The organism is Streptomyces gelaticus (assembly GCF_014649535.1).
Classification (GTDB): domain Bacteria; phylum Actinomycetota; class Actinomycetes; order Streptomycetales; family Streptomycetaceae; genus Streptomyces; species Streptomyces gelaticus.
This window is the reverse complement of the sequence record NZ_BMTF01000008.1, coordinates 207,859-228,272: the sequence shown is the minus strand read 5'-3', so window position 1 is coordinate 228,272 and position 20,414 is coordinate 207,859. Positions and strand designations below refer to the sequence as shown.

General features: G+C 70.6%; 21 protein-coding genes. 11 read left to right on the top strand and 10 right to left on the bottom strand.

The window, feature by feature from the left end; all coding sequences use genetic code 11:
• Nucleotides 1-74 precede the first annotated feature (74 nt).
• From leuE to IE107_RS15045, 3 genes are all read right to left on the bottom strand, one after another.
• Nucleotides 75-740 carry a leucine efflux protein LeuE gene (gene leuE / locus IE107_RS15055; RefSeq protein ID WP_189544249.1) on the bottom strand — a complete coding sequence of 222 codons (666 nt, stop codon included), beginning with the start codon at nucleotides 738-740 and terminating at the stop codon, nucleotides 75-77.
• Between the two features lie 61 nt (nucleotides 741-801).
• On the bottom strand, nucleotides 802-1,413 hold the full coding sequence (locus IE107_RS15050) for a Uma2 family endonuclease (RefSeq protein WP_189544248.1): 612 nt from the start codon (nucleotides 1,411-1,413) through the stop codon (nucleotides 802-804).
• 87 nt (nucleotides 1,414-1,500) lie between these two features.
• Complete coding sequence (locus IE107_RS15045) at nucleotides 1,501-3,081, bottom strand: acyl-CoA mutase large subunit family protein (RefSeq protein WP_189544247.1); 1,581 nt, start codon at nucleotides 3,079-3,081, stop codon at nucleotides 1,501-1,503.
• 232 nt (nucleotides 3,082-3,313) lie between these two features.
• Between IE107_RS15045 and IE107_RS15040 the strand changes: the two genes are divergently transcribed.
• A complete protein-coding gene (locus IE107_RS15040) occupies nucleotides 3,314-4,243 on the top strand; it encodes a L,D-transpeptidase family protein (protein WP_189544339.1) in 930 nt (309 codons plus the stop codon).
• Nucleotides 4,244-4,468: 225 nt separating this feature from the next.
• Here IE107_RS15040 and IE107_RS15035 read toward each other — a convergent pair whose 3' ends face one another.
• The 5 genes from IE107_RS15035 to IE107_RS15015 form a co-directional block, all read right to left on the bottom strand.
• Nucleotides 4,469-5,590, bottom strand: coding sequence for a hypothetical protein (locus tag IE107_RS15035; protein ID WP_229866929.1), 1,122 nt, complete (start codon nucleotides 5,588-5,590; stop codon nucleotides 4,469-4,471).
• Nucleotides 5,569-6,339, bottom strand: a complete 771-nt coding sequence (locus tag IE107_RS15030; RefSeq protein WP_189544246.1) for an RNA polymerase sigma factor — start codon at nucleotides 6,337-6,339, stop codon at nucleotides 5,569-5,571. Before IE107_RS15030 ends, IE107_RS15035 begins: the two co-directional genes overlap by 22 nt.
• A gap of 273 nt (nucleotides 6,340-6,612) precedes the next feature.
• Entirely contained in the window at nucleotides 6,613-7,182 is a 570-nt protein-coding gene (locus tag IE107_RS15025; RefSeq protein ID WP_189544245.1) for a hypothetical protein, read from the bottom strand.
• Nucleotides 7,183-7,298: 116 nt separating this feature from the next.
• Nucleotides 7,299-8,129, bottom strand: coding sequence for a DUF4328 domain-containing protein (locus tag IE107_RS15020; RefSeq protein ID WP_189544244.1), 831 nt, complete (start codon nucleotides 8,127-8,129; stop codon nucleotides 7,299-7,301).
• Between the two features lie 114 nt (nucleotides 8,130-8,243).
• On the bottom strand, nucleotides 8,244-9,851 hold the full coding sequence (locus IE107_RS15015; RefSeq protein WP_189544243.1) for a beta-N-acetylhexosaminidase: 1,608 nt from the start codon (nucleotides 9,849-9,851) through the stop codon (nucleotides 8,244-8,246).
• Nucleotides 9,852-10,169: 318 nt separating this feature from the next.
• Here IE107_RS15015 and IE107_RS15010 point away from each other — a divergent pair, with 318 nt between their 5' ends.
• The 6 genes from IE107_RS15010 to IE107_RS14985 all read left to right on the top strand — a co-directional run bounded on the left by IE107_RS15010 (nucleotide 10,170) and on the right by IE107_RS14985 (nucleotide 15,072).
• Nucleotides 10,170-10,688 carry a 2-oxo-4-hydroxy-4-carboxy-5-ureidoimidazoline decarboxylase gene (locus tag IE107_RS15010; protein WP_189544337.1) on the top strand — a complete coding sequence of 173 codons (519 nt, stop codon included), beginning with the start codon at nucleotides 10,170-10,172 and terminating at the stop codon, nucleotides 10,686-10,688.
• A 206-nt stretch (nucleotides 10,689-10,894) separates the two neighbouring features.
• Complete coding sequence (sdhC, locus tag IE107_RS15005) at nucleotides 10,895-11,275, top strand: succinate dehydrogenase, cytochrome b556 subunit (protein WP_072486591.1); 381 nt, start codon at nucleotides 10,895-10,897, stop codon at nucleotides 11,273-11,275.
• 5 nt (nucleotides 11,276-11,280) lie between these two features.
• On the top strand, nucleotides 11,281-11,757 hold the full coding sequence (locus IE107_RS15000; RefSeq protein ID WP_114246213.1) for a succinate dehydrogenase hydrophobic membrane anchor subunit: 477 nt from the start codon (nucleotides 11,281-11,283) through the stop codon (nucleotides 11,755-11,757).
• Nucleotides 11,758-11,786: 29 nt separating this feature from the next.
• Nucleotides 11,787-13,541 carry a succinate dehydrogenase flavoprotein subunit gene (gene sdhA, locus IE107_RS14995; protein ID WP_189544242.1) on the top strand — a complete coding sequence of 585 codons (1,755 nt, stop codon included), beginning with the start codon at nucleotides 11,787-11,789 and terminating at the stop codon, nucleotides 13,539-13,541.
• Complete coding sequence (locus IE107_RS14990; protein WP_189544241.1) at nucleotides 13,541-14,299, top strand: succinate dehydrogenase iron-sulfur subunit; 759 nt, start codon at nucleotides 13,541-13,543, stop codon at nucleotides 14,297-14,299. The genes sdhA and IE107_RS14990 overlap by 1 nt, the downstream gene beginning before the upstream one ends.
• A gap of 173 nt (nucleotides 14,300-14,472) precedes the next feature.
• Complete coding sequence (locus tag IE107_RS14985) at nucleotides 14,473-15,072, top strand: hypothetical protein (RefSeq protein WP_189544240.1); 600 nt, start codon at nucleotides 14,473-14,475, stop codon at nucleotides 15,070-15,072.
• Between the two features lie 119 nt (nucleotides 15,073-15,191).
• On the opposite strand, the gene IE107_RS14980 is transcribed toward IE107_RS14985, so the two are convergent.
• Nucleotides 15,192-15,701, bottom strand: coding sequence for a MarR family winged helix-turn-helix transcriptional regulator (locus tag IE107_RS14980; RefSeq protein WP_189544239.1), 510 nt, complete (start codon nucleotides 15,699-15,701; stop codon nucleotides 15,192-15,194).
• Nucleotides 15,702-15,789: 88 nt separating this feature from the next.
• On the opposite strand from IE107_RS14980, the gene IE107_RS14975 reads away from it, so the two are divergent.
• The 4 genes from IE107_RS14975 to IE107_RS14960 all read left to right on the top strand — a co-directional run bounded on the left by IE107_RS14975 (nucleotide 15,790) and on the right by IE107_RS14960 (nucleotide 18,719).
• Nucleotides 15,790-17,016 (top strand): MFS transporter, encoded by a 1,227-nt coding sequence (locus tag IE107_RS14975; RefSeq protein WP_189544238.1) that lies wholly within the window; start codon nucleotides 15,790-15,792, stop codon nucleotides 17,014-17,016.
• Nucleotides 17,017-17,083: 67 nt separating this feature from the next.
• The gene (locus IE107_RS14970) at nucleotides 17,084-17,515 is read left to right on the top strand and encodes a hypothetical protein (protein ID WP_189544237.1); all 432 of its coding nucleotides are present in this window, start codon (nucleotides 17,084-17,086) and stop codon (nucleotides 17,513-17,515) included.
• Nucleotides 17,488-17,955: a thiol-disulfide oxidoreductase DCC family protein gene (locus tag IE107_RS14965; protein WP_373302449.1), complete on the top strand. Its 468-nt coding sequence runs from the start codon at nucleotides 17,488-17,490 to the stop codon at nucleotides 17,953-17,955. Before IE107_RS14970 ends, IE107_RS14965 begins: the two co-directional genes overlap by 28 nt.
• Nucleotides 17,956-17,978: 23 nt before the next feature.
• Nucleotides 17,979-18,719, top strand: a complete 741-nt coding sequence (locus IE107_RS14960; RefSeq protein WP_189544236.1) for a TetR/AcrR family transcriptional regulator — start codon at nucleotides 17,979-17,981, stop codon at nucleotides 18,717-18,719.
• A gap of 118 nt (nucleotides 18,720-18,837) precedes the next feature.
• Here IE107_RS14960 and IE107_RS14955 read toward each other — a convergent pair whose 3' ends face one another.
• Entirely contained in the window at nucleotides 18,838-20,394 is a 1,557-nt protein-coding gene (locus IE107_RS14955) for an ABC transporter substrate-binding protein (protein WP_189544235.1), read from the bottom strand.
• Nucleotides 20,395-20,414 lie beyond the last annotated feature (20 nt).

The window sequence follows — 20,414 nt, the reverse complement described above, 5'->3', positions numbered from 1 at the left end:
ACTACGAAGCCCTGCGTCAGTCACACCCCGTGCCGCGCACTTCGGCTCCCCGCGTCAGCGCACCCCGCACCGCGTCACACGCTGCTGAGCGAGAGCTTGGCCGCGAAGCCGAGGAAGAGCAGCCCGGCCGCCGAAGTGGCCCCCGCCGACAGCCGCTTGCGGCGGCGGAACGCGGCGGACAGCCGGGTGCCGCCGAATATCAGCATCGACAGGTAGAGGAAGCTGGCGATCTGCAGCAGGGTGCCCAACACCAGGAAGGAGAGCGCCGGATAGGCGTAGCCGGGATCGACGAACTGCACGAAGAACGAGATCAGGAACAGGATCGCCTTCGGGTTGAAGAGGCTGACCACCAGCGCCCGCCGGTACGGCCGCTCCATCGCCGCCGCGACCGCGGGCCCGGCATCCTCCTCGGTCAGCTCGGCCATCCGCCGGTGCCGCTCGCGCCACATGGCCACCGCGGCCCGCAGCATGCCGATCGCCAGCCAGGTCAGATAGCCCGCACCAGCGAACTTGACGACGGCGAAGAGCACCGGCGTCGTCTTCAGCAGCGACGAGGCCCCGAGCGCGGACAGCGTCATCAGGACGGTGTCCCCGGTCCACACCCCGGCCGCCGCCACATACCCGGTCCGCACTCCGCGCCGGGCGGCGACAGAGAGCACGTACAGCGAATTCGGTCCCGGCAGCAGGACGATCAGCACCAGGCCGGCGAGATAGGTCGGAAGATCGGTGACACCCAGCATGAGACGGAGTGTCGCACGCAGGTGCGGCACTCCGTCCAGGGGGTTTCGGGAAGGGGCGGGGTCAGTCCTCGTCGCCGCCGAGGAGGCGGTCGACGGAGAGCTCCATCTCGACGCCGACCACGTCCGGCACGGTGAACGAGGTCCCGCGCTTGTGGTGCTTCTTGTTCTTGTACTCGCCGCCCCGGGGGTCGGTGCAGAGCAGCACCTGGTCGTGCTTGCGGTCGGCCACGACGTAGACCGGGATGCCCGCCTGGGCGTAGTCCTCGACCTTGGGGCCGAGGTCGTCCGCCCAGTTGGTCGAGGTCACCTCCACGACCATGCGGAAGACGTGCGTGGCATAGCAGTTCTTCATGGCGTGATGGTCCCGGAAGTCCGCCTCGACGACCGACAGGTCGGGAATCGCGTAGTCGTCGGGGCCGGTGGGCAGCCACAGGCCGACGCCCTGGACGAGCCTGAGCCCTGTCTTGCGGGCCCGGGCGCCGAACTCCTCGCTGAGCCAGGACAGCGCCAGAGCGTGCGTCCCGTCCGCCGGTGGTGTCACAGTGAGCCTCCCCTGGAGAATCTCCACGCGATGCCCAGGCAGCGAGCGTGCGAGCTGGTCGGCTGCCTCGCCGAGCGTCAGCTCCGGCTGTTCCTGCACGTGCACCTGCTCCTCGTGCTGTATTACGGCCACGGCATCCTCCTTTCGGGGACCACTGTTCATGAGCTTATCCACGGTCGCGGACATTCAGCGAGAGATCACCCGTGCGTATCCGCCCCCTCAGAACGCGTCCGACGGCACGTACCTCCCCCACACCTCGCGCAGCGCGTCGCAGACCTCGCCCACCGTCGCCCGCGCCCTGAGCGCGTCCTTCATCGGGTAGAGGACGTTGTCCGTGCCCTCGGCCGCCTTCCGCAGCCGGGCCAGTGCGGTGTCCACCGCGTCCTGGTCGCGTTCGGCGCGGAGCCTCGCCAGGCGGGCCGCCTGCTCGGCCTCGATCGCGGGGTCGACGCGCAGCGGCTCGTACGGCTCCTCCTCGTCGAGCTGGAAGCGGTTCACGCCGACCACGACGCGCTCCGCGCTGTCGGTCTCCAGGGCGATGCGGTACGCGGAGCGCTCGATCTCGCTCTTCTGGAAGCCGCGCTCGATCGCGCTGACCGCGCCGCCCATGTCCTCGACCTTGGCCATCAGCTCCAGGACGGCCGCTTCGACGTCGTCGGTCATCTTCTCGACGACGTACGACCCGGCGAACGGGTCGACCGTCGCGGTGACGTCCGTCTCGTACGCCAGGACCTGCTGGGTGCGCAGGGCCAGCCGGGCGGACTTGTCGGTGGGGAGGGCGATCGCCTCGTCGAAGGAGTTGGTGTGCAGCGACTGCGTGCCGCCGAGGACCGCGGCCAGCCCCTGCACGGCGACGCGCACCAGGTTGACCTCGGGCTGCTGGGCGGTGAGCTGGACGCCCGCGGTCTGGGTGTGGAAGCGCAGCATCAGCGACTTGGGGTTCTCGGCGCCGAACTCCTCCTTCATCACCCGGGCCCAGATCCGGCGGGCCGCACGGAACTTGGCTACCTCTTCGAGGATCGTCGTACGGGCGACGAAGAAGAAGGAGAGCCGGGGCGCGAAGTCGTCGACGTCCATGCCGGCCGCGACGGCGGTACGGACGTACTCGATGCCGTCGGCGAGGGTGAACGCGATCTCCTGCGCGGGCGAGGCCCCGGCCTCGGCCATGTGGTAGCCGGAGATCGAGATGGTGTTCCACCTCGGGATCTCGGTCCGGCAGTACTTGAAGATGTCGGCGATCAGCCGCAGCGAGGGACCCGGCGGGAAGATGTACGTGCCGCGCGCGATGTACTCCTTGAGGACATCGTTCTGGATGGTGCCGGTGAGCTTCTCCGCCGGGACCCCCTGCTCCTCGCCGACCAGTTGGTAGAGCAGCAGGAGCAGCGCCGCCGGGGCGTTGATCGTCATGGACGTGGAGACCTTGTCCAGCGGGATCCCGTCGAACAGGACCCGCATGTCGTCGATCGAGTCGATCGCGACGCCGACCTTGCCGACCTCGCCGGACGCGATCGGCGCGTCGGAGTCGTGGCCCATCTGGGTGGGCAGGTCGAAGGCGACGGACAGGCCCGTCGTCCCGTGGGCGATCAGTTGCCGGTAGCGGGCGTTGGATTCCGTGGCCGTACCGAAGCCCGCGTACTGGCGCATCGTCCACGGACGGCCGGTGTACATCGTGGGGTAGACACCGCGCGTGAAGGGGTAGGCGCCCGGCTCTCCCAGCTTCTCGCCCGGGTTCCAGCCGTCGAGTGCGTCCGGTCCGTAGACCGGTTCGATGGGCAGTCCCGACTCCGACTCGCGCGTCATCTGCTGTGCCTCCCGCTGAAGTTGCCCAGTAAAGCTACTTGCCGGTAACCACGGTTCCCGCGACGGACTGTAGCGGCGGGCGCGAGACCGTTGGAGGGGCAGGGGCTGGGACCTTGCTCACAGCCCCTGCCCACGTCCTCGTTTCCGCTCTCCCCATCATGCGCGGGCTTTGGCAACCGGGCAGAGCGGGAATCCGTCCAAGGGGACACCGGACACACAGGGGGCCGAGATGATGGACAGCACCGACAGGAGCACGACGCGGACCGGGATACGGGGCACGGCCCGGACCGCGAAACGGGGCAGGGCGGGGGCCGCGGCGGTGCTCACCGTGCTCACCGTCGCCGCCGCGACGGCCGGCTGCAAGGCGCAGGCCACCAACGGCGCACCGGCGGCCCCGTCGGCACCGCCGAGGGCCGCCGCCACCGACGACGGCAAGCCCGCGCCCCGGCAGCCGTCGCCCACTGCACCGTCGCCCGCCGCGTCGTCGCCGACGGCCACCGCATCACCCACGCCGAAGCCGGACCCGCAGGGCAGGACTCTGATGGCGAGCGGATCCGAGGGCAAGCAGGTGCGGGAACTCCAGGCCCGGCTGCGGCAGATCGGTCACTTCGACCGCAGCCCCACCGGCTACTACGGCACCGTCACCGTCGCCGCGGTCCAGTCCTTCCAGGGCAAGCGCGGCCTCTCCCGCACAGGGAAAGCGGACACCCTCACCTGGCGGAAGCTGCTCGGCATGACGCACGAGCCGACGGCCGCCGAGCTGAATCCGCCGACCACCCGGACGGTCGCCGAGCCGGACAAGCGCTGCATGACCGGCCGGGTCCTGTGCATCAGCAAGAACAGCCGGACGCTGGCCTGGATGATCGACGGGCGCGTCGTGTCATCGATGGACGTCCGCTTCGGCTCCCAGTACACCCCGACGCGCGAAGGCACCTTCTCGGTCCACTGGAAGTCCCGCCACCACGTGTCGACGATCTATCACACGGCCATGCCGTACGCGATGTTCTTCAGCGGCGGCCAGGCGGTGCACTACTCCGCGGACTTCGCGGCCCGCGGCTACAGCGGTGCCTCGCACGGCTGCGTCAACGTCCGGGACGAGGGGAAGATCGCCTCGCTCTTCGCCCAGGTGAAGAACGGCGACAAGGTCGTGGTCTACGGCTGAGGGCTGTCCGGCGGATCCGGGCCGGCCGAAGGAGAAAGAGGCGCGGACGGGACCGGGGGAACGTGTCCCGCCCGCGCCATGTGCGCTGAGCCGTAGGTACGGGGGGAACCCCGGCTCTGTGCGCTGCCGATGACCAGTCGGCTCACTCAGTACTGCGCCGCGGGCCCGAAAAACGTCACACCTGGCGGCGGAGGGCTGAAAAAAGCCTGTTGCGAACGGCTCCGCTCAGCCTGCGGTCCGGGCCGAAGGCACCAGGGAGGCCGGGGTCGAGGGCGGCCGCACACCGTTGGCGAACCGGGCCGAGGAGGACGCGCCGGAGCCGGAGCCGCTGTTCGTGTTCGAGGCCCCGTCGCCCTGCTCGTCCTCGTCGCCGTCCTCGCCCGTGTCGTTCTGGCCGTTCTGGTTCTTGCCGGATGCCTCGATCACGCGGTCGCAGAACCGGTCCAGGTTGTGGGCGCCCTTCGCCAGCGCTTCGAGCTTGCGCCGCTGGGTGTCGTTCAGCCTGCCTTCGCGGTAGTCGCGGCAGGCCCTGAGCGCCTTGGCGTACCACGCACCGGAGCCGTCGTTCCCGGAGCTCTCGGGCTGCTCGCCGTTCTCGGGCCTGCCCGCGGAGCCGGTCGCGGCGCCACCGGGCCTGCGCTCGCCGCCGCCGACGTCCTTCTTCGCCCGGCCCGATCCGCCGCGGGCCGGGTCACCGGCCGGGGCGGAGGGATCCGCGGCAGGCGCGGAGGTTCCCGTCTCCGGGGAGGCGGGCGGCTTCGACTTCGGAGCCTCCTTCTCGGTGAGCCCCGAATCCAGCTCCTCGGGTGTCGCCTCGGCCGAGACCGAGCTCGCCGGAAGGGGGGTGTGCCCGCCGAACGGGCCGGGCAGCATTCCGGTCCCCGCCGCCACGGCCACCCCGCCGAGCGCACAGCCCGCGAGGGAGGCGACCAGACCGAAGCGGACGGGCCGGCTCCAGCGCGAGGTACGGAGACGGCCGGAGGCCGCGGAGGACACGGAGCCGACGGAGGCTGCCGCGATGCGCACCGGTTCGGGCAGCTCGGCACCGGCCGGCCCGCCCGCCTTCTCCGCGCCGCCCTTCACCTGCGCGTTCGTCCGGGTCCTCGTACGCGCCGCATGGGTGGCGGTGCGGAAGGCGGCCAGCGCCGCGGCCTCGCCGGGCAGTTCACCGGCGGCCGGGCGGGCGGCCCGTGCGGCGGCTTCCAGAGCGGCCACGAGCCTCTCGGCGTCCGTACACGACTGGCCGCCGACGGGATCGACCGGCTCGCCGCGGAGCAATCTCTCCGCCGCGTCCTTGTCAAGCCATTCGTACCGCTCGTCGGCCATCACATGTCCTTCTGCGTCCACGGACGCGAATGCGTCACACCGGCCGGCGCCGCCAGGCCGTTGCGGGCGGGGCGCTGCGCGGGCACCGCGTCGAGTTCCGCCGTCCGGTCCGACGCGCTCCGGTGCGTGGCGGACGGATCCGCCGGTTCCTCCGCGGGAGCGGCGTCGTCGCAGTCACTGGTGTCCGTTCCACCGGGGCCGGCGTCGTTACTGCTGCCAGTGTCCGTGCGCAAGAGCTCGGCCAGCCGTTTCAGGCCCCGGTGCGCCGCGGTGCGTACCGCTCCCGGGCGCTTGCCCAGGGTCTGCGCGGCGCTCTTCGCGTCCAGGCCCACGACCACCCGCAGCACCACCGCCTCGGCCTGGTCCTGCGGCAGCTGGGCGATGAGCGACATCGTGCGGCCGGTGGCCAGGGCCTCCATCGCCTCGCCCGCGGTGTCGGACTCGGCCGGCCGCTCGGACAGTTCGGACTCGTCGCCACCGATCGCGGGGCGCCTGCCGCGCATCCGCAGGTGGTCCAGCGCACGGTTGCGGGCTATGCGCGCCGCCCAGCCGCGGAAACGGTCGGCGTCGCCGCTGAACCGGTCGAGGTCCCGCGCTATCTGGAGCCAGGATTCGGACGCCACGTCCTCGGCGTCCGGCTCCCCCACCAGTGTCCTTATATAGCCCAGCAGCCGCGGCTGCACAGCGCGGTACACAGTACGGAAGGCGTCCTCGTCCCCGTCCTGTGCCGCGAGTACCGCGGCAGTCAGCTCCGCGTCGTCCCCCAGCACTCCCTCAACCTGCCCTGCTGTCCCGGATCGCAGCTGGTCATCACTGCCGCGCCACCCTGCGCGACTCCGCACGCTACGTCCTCGGCGGGGCTCGCGTCCACGTCTTGTACAACCTGCAACATTCACTCGATGCCTGGTGGTGTGACAGAAAACGCAGCGACGGCGCTGAGTGGAGTACGGGGTCGTCCTACGGCCCCGCGGAAGACGACCGGGGCCTCTCCTGTGGGGGGTGGCGGCCCCGGTCGTCCTCGTTTCCCTCCGGCCATGGGCACCTCAGCCCCGCCCGCGGGCCTGCCGCGAGATGGCCGCGCGCAGCACCCGCTGCCCCTCCGCCGACGCGTCCAGCACCTGGCGCAGCCCGGCTCCCGCCGACGAGGCGTCCGCGGTCTCCGCCAGCAGCTCCAGGATCCGGCTCTGGCGGCGCAGTTCCCCGGCCGGCAGGGGACCCGCCCCGTCCGGACCGGCCTCGCGGCAGCGGCGCACCGTTTCCGCGTCGGCGGCCGGCCCCGCTTCCGCGCCGAGGTGGACCGCCAGGGCCAGCAGCGAGCAGGCGTCGGCCCACTCCCGCAGCCCCGGCGCCGCCCGGCCGGCCGGCGCCTCGCCCAGCAGCTCCCGGACCCGCGGAGCCGCGCCCCTGGCGTCGGCCACGGCGTCCAGCGCCGCACGGACCTCCGCGAGGCGGTCGGGCCAGAGCCCCGGGTCCGCGCACGCCGCCCAGAGCGGACGGAGCGGATCGGGGTCCGCTCCGTCCGGGGGCTGCGGCAGACAGCGGTCGAGGCAGGCGACCGCACTCGCGGCGAGCCCGCGCTCGTCGGCGGCGGCGATCAGGTCCAGCAGGCTCATCGGCGGCTCCCGTCGGCACGCCCCCGTGCGCGCACATGGGGACGAGGCGCTTCCTGTTACCGCGTTCAGCGCCGGATGGCTCAAAACCGTCACTACTGGAGGCCGAATTGCATCGCTCAGTGGGCGCGGCCCCAGTGGGCGCGCTCCGCCAGACCCGGCCTGCTCAGCGGATACACGCCGAGTGCTGCCCGCTCCCCCTGCATCCGGGTCAGCTTGCGCACGAAGAGGATGGCGAACACCGCGGCCGCGATGTCGATGGCGTCGGTCGCCACCAACAGGCCCGTCGTGTCCATGATCTCCTGCGGCTGCTCGGCCGCCCAGTACTGCCGGGCCGTGTACTGGGAGATGATCTGCGAGCAGACCCAGGCGCCCCACCACAGGTTCATCACGGTGGCCGGGACCGTGCGCCAGCTGCCGTCGGTGTTGGTCTGGGCGCTCGCGGTCCAGATGCCGCCCGCGATCCGGCGCGGTAGCACCCAGTTGGCGATCGGGATGAACCAGGCGCCGACGGCCCAGCCGGGCCTCATCGACTGCATGCTCGGGTCGAACACCTCGGCGTTGAGCCGCACCCGCCGGAACCAGATGATGAAGACGACCGCGATGGCCAGGCCGACAAAGGTCTGGAGCGAGCTCGCGGCCCCGTACAGGTTGTACGCGAAGGTCGCCTCCTCTTCGTCGTACGTCGCGAAGTCGTTCGCCACCCCGGCCGCCAGCACGCGGTGGATGTTCAGCCCCGCCGCCAGGGCGAGCAGGTCCGCCACGACCATGAGCGCCAGCAGCACGACCACGGCCTTCGCGAGCCCCTCGGGCGAGCGCAGATACTGCTGCGGCGCGTAGAAGGCCGCGGCGGGCGAAGTCGGGGCAGCGGCACCGGCCGGCCCGGCACAGAGCAGACAGCGTCCGTCGTCGGTGACCGGCGGTCTGAGACGGCAGGCGGAACAGAGCATGAAACGGAACCCCCCAAGGTTCTGAGCGCGAACGCGAGAGCGCGCGCCCCTCCCCGGAACGCGCGGCATGCGGAACCTAGCCCCCGCCCATACCGCTGTCCACGCCGGCTCCGCTCAGCCCGCCCCGTCGATCCGTGCGGCCAGTGCCCGGAACCCGTCCCAGCTCAGCGCCGGCTTCCCCGGAGCCCACAGCTTCTGGGCGGTCGCCCGCAGCGGCATCCGGATGCCCTGCGCCACCTGCGCGGCGGTCTGCGCCTGTGGGAGGTCACCCCAGACCGCGAACCGGCCGCCGAGGATCTGGCCGGAGTAGCGCGCCGGGACCGGCCGGGTGCCGCGCAGGACGAGCGGGGTCCACTGGTCGTAGATCCGCTCGCCCGTCGGGTAGACGAAGTTGTTGGGCTGGCCGAGCACGTAATAGAGGAACTCGTCGTTGAGGTTCACCACGCGCCGCCCCTCGCGCAGATACTCCTCCGGCTGCCGGGCGCCGTACTCCCTGCCCGTCCAGTACTCGACCTCGATGTCCTTGTCGGCGTGGACGATCCCGTCGCGGAAGAAGCCGTCGTTCCATGCCTTGGGCCGTTTGCCGTGCGGGCGCACCACCGCCGCACGGTCGTTGAGCCAGCCGGTCGCCAGGTCCTTGATACCGGCCTGCGCTCCGTACTTCTGCTGGGCGGCGCGCTGGAGCTGCGGGTAGGAGGCGGCCGGGTCCCGTGCCATCAGCGCGAGGTATTCGTCACCGCCCAGATGCCAGTACGCGCCGCCGAACAGCTCGGTGTACTCGCCGAGGAGTTCGTCGATGAGTTTCGCCGAGCCCGGGTCGGAGATGTCGAGGGAGCCGGGCGAAGGCGTGCCCGACACATTGCGCAGCTGGAGGCCAGGGTGGGCCCGCAGCACCGCGCCGAGATGCCCCGGCGAGTCGATCTCCGGGACGACCTCGATGTGCAGCCGCGACGCGAGAGCGAGGATCCGCCGTACCTCCGCCTTGCTGAGGTGCTCCGGCGACACCACCTCGGGGTGGGTGTCGGACTCGATACGGAAGGCCTGGTCGTCGGAGAAGTGCAGGCCGAGCTGGTTGAGCTTGAGGTCGGCCATCTCGCGCAGCCGGTCCTCGATCCAGGCGGCGGTGTAGTACTTGCGCGCGATGTCGAGGTTGAGGCCGCGCTGCGGCCGGTCGGGGCGGTCGCGCACCTCGCCCTCCGGCATCGCGCCGTCGGCGCGCACCGACTGCTTCAGGGTGCGGGTCCCGTAGAAGACCCCGGCCTGGTCGGGTCCGCTGATCCTGACCCGGCCGTCGCGGACGTCGAGGGTGTACGACTCGGGAGCGCCCCCGCCCGGGGCGAGCGCCAGCTCCACATCGCCCGCGCGGGCGGGAACCTCGCCCCGGTAGTGGATCTTCAGCTCCTCGGCCAGCAGCCGCCCCTCGTCCGCCAGTGCCGCGCTGCCTCCGGCGACGACCACCCCGCCGTCCGGGCCGGGGCGCCAGCCGGGGCCGCGGGCCGCAAGGTGCTCCCGTACGGCGGGGATGGTGCGCGGGGCGGTGGAGAGCGGGTAGCTCCGGGTGGGCGAGGGGGCGGCCGTGGAGGGCGCCGGGGTGCGGGCGTCCGGCCTCTTGCCGGCGAGTCCGCCGCCGGAGCCTTCCTGCCAGACGACGACCGTGATCGTCGCGGCGGCCACCGCGGTGAGGACCGCACCGGCCACGAGAGCGCCACGTGAGGGCGACATCGTTCAGAAACCTCCGTCGTTTACGGAAAACAAGGCAGAACCAGGCAGACCCAATCAGAATCGGGCAGACAGCCGGGCATTCTCCTTGGATCGCGGTTCAGCGGGCGTTCCGAAACCCTCCCGTCCGGGTGAAGTTCGCGCATTTGTCGGACGTCCGTTGCCCCTCCTCGGTAGCTTTGAGGCACATTCGTCTCTCCCTTCACCCCGCATCTGCCTGGTCCTGTCCGTCCCTTTCCGCTCCAGGGTCACAGATGCCGTTGATCCGAGGAGCCCACGCTGTCCAGGTCCAGCGATTCCCACGCCGGCCTCCCGGAGCAACTGCGGCAACCGGCCACCCGGACGGCCGTACCCGTCCAGAGTTCCGGATCCGCGCACGCCCCGGGCCTCGGCCTCTTCAACACCGTGCCGCCCGCCGAGGTCGAGGCCGCGCTGCTGGAGTGCTGCGGCAGCCGCCGCTGGGCGCAGCGGCTGACCGCCCACCGCCCCTATCCCGACCTGGACGCACTGCTGGCCGCGGCCGACGAGGCGGGTTACGACCTGGCCCCGGCCGATCTCGCCGAGGCGCTCGCCGTCGAGATCCCGCCCGGTCTGCACCACGCCGCGCCGCACTCCGCCCATCTCGCGCTGCGGGCCGCGCACGCCGCGTACGAGTCGCGCTTCGGCCATGTCTTCGTGATGTGCGTGGACGGGCTGGCGCCCGCCGAACAGCCGGACCATGTGCTCGCCGGGATCCGGGCCAGGCTTGGCCATGAACCCGACCAGGAGCGGGTGGTCTCCGCGGAGGAGATGCGACGGCTCGCCCGGGGCCGCATCATCGAGCTGGTATCGGGTTCATAACGGAACGGGCTCGGTGGAGAGAGCCAGCAGCGCTTTCTAGGCCGTCCGTGCCTGTTTGATTGCCACTTTGATCACACCGCGGGCCCCCGCGCGAACGAACCGACAAACCGTCGCTACGATGGCCGGGGCCGGTGGACCGTACCCGGCCGGGTCAGACCGACAGTCAAGCCGGCCGACCCCAATCCCCGCTCCCGGAGGGTTCTTCCGTGCCGGCTGGAACGCTGTACCGCGGCCGGGAAGGCATGTGGTCCTGGGTGGCTCATCGAGTCACCGGTGTCCTCATCTTCTTCTTCCTGTTCGTACACGTCCTGGACACCGCTCTCGTCCGCGTCTCCCCCGAGGCCTACGACGACGTCGTGGCCACGTACAAGACGCCGATCGTCGCGCTCCTCGAATACGGCCTGGTGGCCGCCATTCTCTTCCACGCGCTGAACGGTCTCCGGATCGTCGCCGTGGACTTCTGGGCCAAGGGCCCGCGCTACCAGAAGCAGATGCTCTGGTCGGTCGTGGGTATCTGGGTCGTGCTGATGGTCGGGGCGCTGTACCCGGTCCTCGGCCACGCCGTACGCGAAGTATTCGGGAGCTGAGGCCAATGTCCACCGAGTCCTCCGCCGCGATCGGCTCCGTCGAGGGCGTCAGCCTCTACGACGTCGACCACCCGGCCCCGGTCATCGAGCCGCCGCGCAAGCGGACCGGCAAGACCCCCAAGGGTTCGCGCACCAACTTCGAGATGTACGCCTGGCTCTTCATGCGCCTGTCGGGCATCGTCCTGGTCGTCCTGGTCCTGGGCCACCTGCTGATCCAGCTGGTGCTGGACGGCGGCGTCTCCAAGATCGGCTTCGCCTTCGTGGCGGGCCGCTGGGCCTCGCCGTTCTGGCAGGTCTGGGACCTGGCGATGCTGTGGCTGGCCATGCTGCACGGCGCCAATGGTCTCCGTACGGTCATCAACGACTACGCCGAGCGGGACAACACCCGGTTCTGGCTGAAGATGCTCCTGTACACCGCCACGGTGTTCACCGTCCTGCTGGGCACGCTGGTGATCTTCACCTTCGACCCGAACATCCGCTAGGCGCCGGGCCAGAGGGACCAGAGGAAATCATGCAGATCCACAAGTACGACACCGTCATCGTCGGCGCCGGCGGCGCCGGTATGCGCGCGGCCATCGAGTCCACCAAGCGCAGCCGTACCGCCGTGCTCACGAAGCTGTACCCGACCCGCTCCCACACGGGCGCCGCGCAGGGCGGCATGGCCGCCGCGCTCGCCAACGTGGAGGAGGACAACTGGGAGTGGCACACCTTCGACACGGTCAAGGGCGGCGACTACCTGGTCGACCAGGATGCCGCCGAGATCCTGGCGAAGGAGGCCATCGACGCCGTCCTCGACCTGGAGAAGATGGGCCTCCCGTTCAACCGCACGCCCGAGGGCCGCATCGACCAGCGCCGCTTCGGCGGTCACACCCGCGGCCACGGCGAGGCCCCGGTGCGCCGGTCCTGCTACGCCTCGGACCGCACCGGCCACATGATCCTCCAGACGCTGTACCAGAACTGCGTCAAGGAGGGTGTGGAGTTCTTCAACGAGTTCTACGTCCTGGACCTGCTGCTCCAGGAGGTGGACGGGGTCAAGAAGTCCGCCGGTGTCGTCGCGTACGAGCTGGCGACCGGCGAGATCCACGTCTTCCAGGCGAAGTCGATCATCTTCGCGTCCGGCGGCACCGGCAAGTTCTTCAAGGTGACGTCCAACGCGCACACCCTGACCGGTGACGGCCAGGCCGCCGCCTGGCGCCGGGGCCTGCCGCTGGAGGACATGGAGTTCTTCCAGTTCCACCCGACGGGCATCTGGCGCATGGGCATCCTGCTGACGGAGGGCGCCCGCGGTGAGGGCGGCATCCTCCGCAACAAGGACGGCGAGCGCTTCATGGAGAAGTACGCGCCGGTCATGAAGGACCTCGCGTCCCGTGACGTCGTGTCCCGCTCCATCTACACCGAGATCCGTGAGGGCCGCGGCTGCGGTCCCGAGGGCGACCACGTCTACCTCGACCTCACGCACCTGCCGCCGGAGCAGCTGGACGCCAAGCTCCCGGACATCACCGAGTTCGCGCGTACGTACCTCGGCATCGAGCCCTACACGGACCCGATCCCGATCCAGCCGACCGCGCACTACGCCATGGGCGGCATCCCGACCAACGTCGAGGGCGAGGTGCTGGCCGACAACACCACCGTCGTCCCGGGCCTGTACGCCGCCGGCGAGGTCGCCTGCGTCTCGGTACACGGCGCCAACCGCCTCGGTACCAACTCGCTGCTCGACATCAACGTCTTCGGACGCCGCTCGGGCATCGGCGCCGCCGAGTACGCCGTGAAGAACGACTTCGTCGAGCTTCCCGAGAACCCGGCGCAGATGGTCGAGGAGCAGATCGAGCGGCTGCGCAACTCGACGGGCACCGAGCGGGTCGCGGCGATCCGTCAGGAGCTGCAGGAGTGCATGGACGCCAATGTGATGGTGTTCCGCACCGAGCAGACCATCAAGACGGCCGTCGACAAGATCGCCGAGCTGCGCAAGCGCTACCTCGAGGTGTCCATCCAGGACAAGGGCAAGCGGTTCAACACGGACCTCCTGGAGGCCATCGAGCTCGGCAACCTGCTCGATCTGGCCGAGGTCATGGCGACCTCCGCTCTGGCCCGCAAGGAGTCGCGCGGCGGTCACTACCGCGAGGACTACCCGAACCGCGACGACGTCAACTTCATGCGCCACACCATGGCGTACCGCGAGGTCTCGGCCGACGGCACCGAGTCGATCCGGCTCGACTACAAGCCGGTCGTCCAGACCCGCTACCAGCCGATGGAGCGTAAGTACTGATGGCAACCCCGATTCTGGACAAGGTCGAAGCGGACTCCGCCGCCTCCCCGTACATCACGGTCACCCTCCGGATCCGCCGCTTCAACCCCGAGGTCTCCGACGAGGCCCAGTGGCAGGACTTCCAGATCTCGATCGACCCGAAGGAGCGCGTGCTCGACGCCCTTCACAAGGTCAAGTGGGAGACGGACGGCACCCTGACCTTCCGCCGCTCCTGCGCGCACGGCATCTGCGGCTCCGACGCGATGCGGATCAACGGCAAGAACAGGCTCGCCTGCAAGACGCTGATCAAGGACATCAGCCCGGAGAAGCCGATCACGATCGAGGCCATCAAGGGCCTCACGGTCCTCAAGGACCTCGTGGTCGACATGGAGCCGTTCTTCCAGGCCTACCGCGACGTCATGCCCTTCCTCATCACCAAGGGGAACGAGCCGACCCGTGAGCGCCTGCAGTCCGCCGAGGACCGCGAGCGCTTCGACGACACCACCAAGTGCATCCTCTGCGCCGCGTGCACGTCCTCGTGCCCGGTGTTCTGGAACGACGGCCAGTACTTCGGCCCGGCGGCGATCGTCAACGCGCACCGCTTCATCTTCGACTCGCGCGACGAGGGCGGCGAGCAGCGCCTGGAGATCCTCAACGACCGTGACGGGGTGTGGCGCTGCCGCACCACCTTCAACTGCACGGACGCCTGCCCGCGTGGCATCGAGGTCACCAAGGCGATCCAGGAGGTCAAGCGGGCGCTCATCACGCGCCGCTTCTGACCGCCGCCACGGCAGCCTCGTCCGGCCCCGTTCTCCGCAGGAACACCGCGGAGAACGGGGCCTGTTGCTGCGCCGCGCGGGTCTTGACGGTACGGTCGTGCGGAACCGGGTGCCGGTTCGCCGCCGGTGCAGCAGGGCCCGGGGCGCACAGGCTTGATCGAGAGCGGGGAACGTTGAGCGATCCGAATCCGTACGCGGACGACTCATACAAGTGGGGGCCGGCTCCCCAGCAGCCGGGCCGTCCGCCCACCGTCGCGGACGGCCAGGCCCAGCCCGGTCCGGGCACCCCGGCCTACGGCTACCCGCAGCCGCTGCCCGAATCCGCGGTCCAGCCCGGCCCCGGCTACGGCTATCCCCAGGGCGTCGCGGCCCAGCCGACCATGCCCGGCCCCGGCTTCGCACAGCAGCCGGGCGCCCCGACGGGTGCCGGGCTGCCGGTCCTGGTGTTCGGTGACATCGCTGTGATGCAGGACCAGATCGTGACCCCGGCCGGCCCGATGCCGCTCAAGGGCGCGGTGTGGACGGCCACGGACCTGACCCGCACCGAGGAGAAGATCCCGACGGTGGGGATCGTGCTCGCGATCGTCTTCGCGCTGTTCTGCCTGGTCGGTCTGCTCTTCCTGCTGATGAAGGAGAAGCGGACGACCGGCTTCGTGCAGGTCTCGGTGACCAGCGGCGGGCGGCACCACTCGACGATGATCCCGGCGGCCGGCCCCGACACCTTCCCCATGGTGATGGCCCAGCTCAACACGGCTCGTGCGATGAGCGTCTGACGTCCGGAGCCGATGGCCCGCCTCCACCACACCGTCACCGGTCCGCGCGCCGGACCGGTGGACGACGCGGGCGACGGGGACAGCTGAGCGCCCGCTGGGTCCGATCGGGCGTCCGCGGCTCAGTCCCAGGCGGCGCCGCCCTGGTCCTCCGCGACCACCATGACGCGCCGCAGCATGTCGTTGAGCAGGGTGCGTTCGTCCTTGTCGAGGACGCCGAGCAGCCGGTACTCCTCGTGGCCGAGGACATCCATCGCGCCCAGCCAGGTCGAGCGGCCCTGGTCGGTGAGCTCCACGTCGACCCGCCGGCGGTCGGTGGTGGAGGGCGTGCGGCGGACGAAGCCGCGCCGTTCGAGCACGTCCAGCCGGCCGGTGACGGAGGCGGGCGCGAGGTCGAGGTCGGCGGCGAGTTCGGAGGGGGCCGCCTTCCCGCCGCGTCCGGCCAGCTTGTGGAGCGTGTCGAACTCCTGACGGTCCAGGTCGAAGTCGACCAGGGACTGCTCGCGTACCCGGCGCAGATGCACGGAGAGCTTCTTCATACGGGTCACTGCGCCCTCGACCTCGGGATCGAGGCCGGGAAGCACGGGCTTCCAGCGCTCCACATGTCCGTCGGTCCAGTCACGTCGCTCCATGGGGAAAGCGTACGCCGGACCTCCAACTATCCTTCGGAACCCAATATTTCGTTGACGAATAGTTCGGTACCGAAATAGATTCTCACGCATGCCACACCCCTTGCGCACGCGCGCCTTCCGCCTGCTCTTCATCGGCCGCACGCTCTCGCTCCTCGGCGACGCCGTCATCCCCACCGCCCTCTCCCTGGCCGTCTATCTGGCCACCGGTTCGACCGGGGCGCTCGCCCTCGTCCTGGGCTGCGCGATGGTCCCCAAGCTGCTCCTGCTGCCGCTGGGCGGCGTCGTGGGCGACCGCTTCAACGCCCGTACGGTCGCGCTCACCACGGATCTCGTACGGTGCGCGACCCAGCTCTTCGTCGGCGCCGAGCTGCTCGGCGGCTCCCCCGCGCTCTGGCAGATCGCCCTCGCCGAGGCGATCGGCGGCGCCGCCGGGGCCTTCGCGATGCCGACCGCGTCGCCGCTGATCCGCGGCACCGTGGCGGAGTCCGGGCTGCTGCGCGCCAATTCGCTGATGGCGGTCGTCAACAGCTCCACCCGGCTCGGCGGGCCGGCCCTCGCCGGTGCGCTGATCCTCACCGCGGGTCCGGGCTGGGCCTTCGTGCTGGACGGCGCCACCTTCGCGGCGAGCGCCGCCCTGCTGGCCGCCGTCGAGGTCCGGCACGTACCCGTCCCGAGGCGCTCGCTGTTCACCGACCTCAAGGAGGGCTGGGGAGAGGTCCGCGGCCGTGACTGGTACTGGACGAGCCTGATCGCGCACGCCGTCTGGAACGGCGCGGCAGCCGTCCTGATGACGGTCGGCCCGGCGCTCTTCGTCCGGGAGCTGGGCGGCGAGGGCGTCTGGATCGCCCTCCTCCAGACCGGCGCGGTCGGCCTGCTCCTCGGCTCTCTGCTGGCCGGCCGGGCCCGCCCCCGCCGCCCGGTCCTGACGGCCAACCTGGGCCTGGCCACGTACGCCCTGCCGCTCGGCCTGCTGGCCGCCCATGCGCCCGTCGCGCTGACCATCGCCGCGTACGGTGTCGCCCAGGCCGGCCTCGGCTTCCTCGGCCCGGTCTGGGATACCTCGGTCCAGTCCGCCGTACCGGCGCACGCGCTGGCCCGGGTGACCTCGTACGACTGGCTGCTCTCCCTGGGCGCGATGCCGCTCGGCTACGCCCTGGCCCCGCTCGCCGCCTCGGCCTGGGGTGCCGAAGTGCCCCTGGCCGTTGCCGCGGTGGCGGTCGGCGCGGCCTGCCTGGGGACGGCGGCGGTGCCGGGCGTACGACGCTTCGGGGCGCCGGGCAAGCAGGCGGAGCAGCTTGCCGCCCATCCGGCTTGAACATGTTCAAAAGTGGGTCTACAGTCCATGACAACAGCTTTTGAACGCGTTCAAGGGAGGGTGGGGCATGGACCTCACTGTTGTCGCGTATGTCATCTACCTGCTGATCAGCGTGGCGTTGACCATCTGGGTCGCGCGCACGCTCAGCCGCAACGGCAGGGTGTTCCTGGCCGATGTGCTGCATGGGAACGAGAAGCTCGCCGACGCCGTCAACCATCTGCTGGTGGTCGGCTTCTACCTGGTCAACCTGGGCTTCGTCACCCTCTATCTGAGGAGCTCCGACGGCGTCACCGACGCCCGCGGGCTCTTCGAGGCGCTGTCGGTGAAGCTCGGCGTCGTCCTGCTCGTCCTCGGCGTGATGCACCTCGGCAATGTCTATGTGCTCAACAAGATCCGCCGCCGCGGTCTGATGGAGCGTGAGCAGACCCCGCCGGTGGCCCCGCAGGGCTGGACGGGACCGGGCGGGGGTCCGTGGGCGGCGCCCGCGCCGAGGGCCTGAGCGCCGTGCCGGACGGACCGGGCGGGCGGCCGCTCCCCGTCGAGCGCCTCACGGTGCTGTACGACGCGCGGTGCCCGCTCTGCCGCCATCTGCGGCAGTGGCTGATGAAGCAGCGTCAACTCGTGCCGCTCGACCTCGTCCCGGCGGCCTCCGCGGAGGCGCGCCGCCGCTTCCCCGGTCTCGATCACGCCGGGACGCTGGACGAGATCACGGTGGTCGGCGACCGGGGGCAGATCTACCGCTCCGCCTCCGCGTGGATCGTGTGCCTCTGGGCGCTGGCCGAGCACCGGCCCGGGGCGCACCGGCTGGCCGCCCCGGCGGGCCGCCCGTTCGCCCGTGCCGCCGTGCTCGCCGCCGCGGAGTACCGGTCCCTGACCGCTCCCCCGTGCGGCGACGGGGACGGGGAGGGTGGCTGTACGGTCCCCGGATCCGGCGGCTGACAGCGGCGGATACCCTCGGGACTGTGGTGAAGGAAGCGAAGGACGTGAAGGAAGCCAAGGCCTCCAAGAGCGAGCAGACCCGCACACTCATCCTCGAAACGGCGCTCCGGCTCTTCCAGGAACGCGGCTACGACAGGACGACGATGCGGGCCATCGCCCAGGAGGCCGGCGTCTCCGTGGGGAACGCCTACTACTACTTCACGAACAAGGAACACCTCGTCCAGGGCTTCTACGACCGGCTCGCCGCCGAGCACGCGGCGGCCGTGCAACCGGTCCTGGACGGCGACCGGGATCTCGCGGTGCGCATGCGCGGGGTCCTGCTCACCTGGCTGGACGTGGCGGAGCCGTACCACCGCTTCGCGGCCCAGTTCTTCAAGAACGCCGCCGACCCGGAGAGCCCGCTCAGCCCGTTCTCGGCGGAGTCGGTCGCGGCCCGCGAGGCGGCGATCTCCATCCACCGGCGCTGCCTGGCCGGGTCCGACACCAAGACCGATCCCGAACTGGCCGAGCTGCTCCCGCAGTTGATGTGGCTGATACAGATGGGTCTGGTGCTGTACTGGGTGTACGACCGCACGGAGCACACCGAGCGCAGCCGCCGCCTGGTCGAGCGCTCCGCCCCGATCGGCGCCCGCGCCATCGCGCTCTCCCGGTTCCGGGTGCTGCGCCCGCTGGTGCGGCAGGTCCACGACGTGCTGGAGGAGTTCCTGCCCGGCGCCGCGAAGTCCGGGCGCCGGGGCGGATCCAGCGGACCGGACGGGGCCTAGGAAAGCGGCGGGGCGGCCGTCCGGCAGTGCCGGTACGACCGCCCCGAGTCCGGTCCGGCGGACTGTCAGCGCCCCCAGGACCCCGGATCCGTCGGATCCGTCGGATCCGTCGGATCCGTCAGATCCGCCTCAGCTCCCAGAGCCGCCAGAGTCCGGTGCCGTCCGAGAGGTACTGCGAACCGGAGACGTCCGTCGTGCTGACGACGTAGTCCTTCTTCTGCCACAGCGGGACCAGCGGCACGTCCTCGCCGACCTGTGCCTGGAGCTCCTTGAAGTCGGCCGAGGTGCGTCCGCGGTCGCCGTACTGAAGCGTGGAGCTGATCAGGCTGTCCACCTTCTTGCTGGAGTAGCCGTTGTGGAGGCTGTTGTTGCGGCCGACCAGCGGCTGGCTGAAGGTGTCGGAGTCCGGGTAGTCGGGGAGCCAGCCGACCGTGTACGCGTCGTACTTGCCGGCCGCGTACTCCTTCTGGAACTTCTGCCAGTCGACGGCGTGGACCGTGACTTTGAACAGCCCGTCGGCCTCCAGCTGACGGCGGAGCTCCGCGGCCTCCTTCGCCTGGGTCTCGTTCCCGCCGCCGTAGCCGAAGCTGATGTTCACCGGCGTCTGCACGCCGGCGTCCTTCAGCAGCTGCTCGGCGCGCGCCGGGTCGGGCGACGGGTAGGCGTCGAAGAACGGCGTGCTGTGTCCGATGTAGCCCTGCGGGATCAGCGAGTAGAGCGGCTCGACGGTTCCCTTGTAGATATCGGTCACCAGGGGCCCGCGGTCGATGATCGAGGCGATGGCCTGCCGGACCTTCTTCTCGGCCAGCGGGGAACCCGGCCGGACGTTGAAGACGAGGTTGCGGATCTCGGCGCTCTCCGCCTCGGTGACGCGCAGGTCGGGGTCACCGGGGTTCAGCTCGGCGAGCGTGGCCGGCGGCAGTTCGCGGTGCGTGACGTCGAGCTGCTTGGCCTTCCAGGCGGTCTGGAGCTCCTCCGACTTGTCGTAGTAGTGCACGGTGACCGGGACACCGGTCTTGCTCAGCGCGCCCTTGTAGAGGGGGTTGGGGACCAGCTCGGCGATCGCGCCCGGCCGGTACGACTTCAGGAGGTACGGGCCCGAGCCGTCGACGGTGTCGCCCGCACGGAGCTTGTCCGCCGGGTACGACTCGCGGTCGACGATCGAACCGGCTCCGGTGGCGAGCTTCTGCGGGAAGGTCGCGTCGCGCGAGGAGAGGTTGAAGGTGATGGTGCGGCCGTCGGCCACCACGTTCTTGAGGCTCGGGAAGAGCACCCAGGGACCGACGTCCGTCTTGATCTTGATCATGCGCTCGATGGAGTACTTGACGTCCTCGGCCGTGATCTTGCGGCCGTTGGAGAACGTCAGGTCGTCACGGAGCTTGCACTGGTACGTCTGGAGCTTCTGGCCGATGAACTCGCAGCTCTCGGCGGCGTCGGGCTCGGGCACGACCGCCCCGGACTTGAACGTCAGCAGGGACTGGTAGATGTTGCTGTACATCGCCCAGGAACCCGCGTCGTACGCACCGGCCGGATCGAGCGAGGTGACCTCGTCCGTCGTGCCCACCGCGACGGGGTCCTGGTTCACCTCGTCCGAGGGGAGCAGTTGCCAGGCGACAACGCCTGCGATGCCCAATACCGCGAGAACCGCGAGAATCCGTAGCCGGATCGACCGCATTGACGTGCTCTCCCTTACCA

What these genes read in the sequence shown, in the direction of transcription:
- leuE (WP_189544249.1), bottom strand. Translation starts at nt 740, where the DNA reads ATGCTGGGTGTCACCGATCTTCCGACCTATCTCGCCGGCCTGGTGCTG.
- IE107_RS15045 (WP_189544247.1), bottom strand. Translation starts at nt 3,081, where the DNA reads ATGACGCGCGAGTCGGAGTCGGGACTGCCCATCGAACCGGTCTACGGA.
- IE107_RS15040 (WP_189544339.1), top strand. Translation starts at nt 3,314, where the DNA reads ATGGACAGCACCGACAGGAGCACGACGCGGACCGGGATACGGGGCACG.
- IE107_RS15025 (WP_189544245.1), bottom strand. Translation starts at nt 7,182, where the DNA reads ATGAGCCTGCTGGACCTGATCGCCGCCGCCGACGAGCGCGGGCTCGCC.
- IE107_RS15020 (WP_189544244.1), bottom strand. Translation starts at nt 8,129, where the DNA reads ATGCTCTGTTCCGCCTGCCGTCTCAGACCGCCGGTCACCGACGACGGA.
- IE107_RS15015 (WP_189544243.1), bottom strand. Translation starts at nt 9,851, where the DNA reads ATGTCGCCCTCACGTGGCGCTCTCGTGGCCGGTGCGGTCCTCACCGCG.
- IE107_RS15000 (WP_114246213.1), top strand. Translation starts at nt 11,281, where the DNA reads ATGTCCACCGAGTCCTCCGCCGCGATCGGCTCCGTCGAGGGCGTCAGC.
- sdhA (WP_189544242.1), top strand. Translation starts at nt 11,787, where the DNA reads ATGCAGATCCACAAGTACGACACCGTCATCGTCGGCGCCGGCGGCGCC.
- IE107_RS14990 (WP_189544241.1), top strand. Translation starts at nt 13,541, where the DNA reads ATGGCAACCCCGATTCTGGACAAGGTCGAAGCGGACTCCGCCGCCTCC.
- IE107_RS14980 (WP_189544239.1), bottom strand. Translation starts at nt 15,701, where the DNA reads ATGGAGCGACGTGACTGGACCGACGGACATGTGGAGCGCTGGAAGCCC.
- IE107_RS14975 (WP_189544238.1), top strand. Translation starts at nt 15,790, where the DNA reads ATGCCACACCCCTTGCGCACGCGCGCCTTCCGCCTGCTCTTCATCGGC.
- IE107_RS14970 (WP_189544237.1), top strand. Translation starts at nt 17,084, where the DNA reads ATGGACCTCACTGTTGTCGCGTATGTCATCTACCTGCTGATCAGCGTG.
- IE107_RS14955 (WP_189544235.1), bottom strand. Translation starts at nt 20,394, where the DNA reads ATGCGGTCGATCCGGCTACGGATTCTCGCGGTTCTCGCGGTATTGGGC.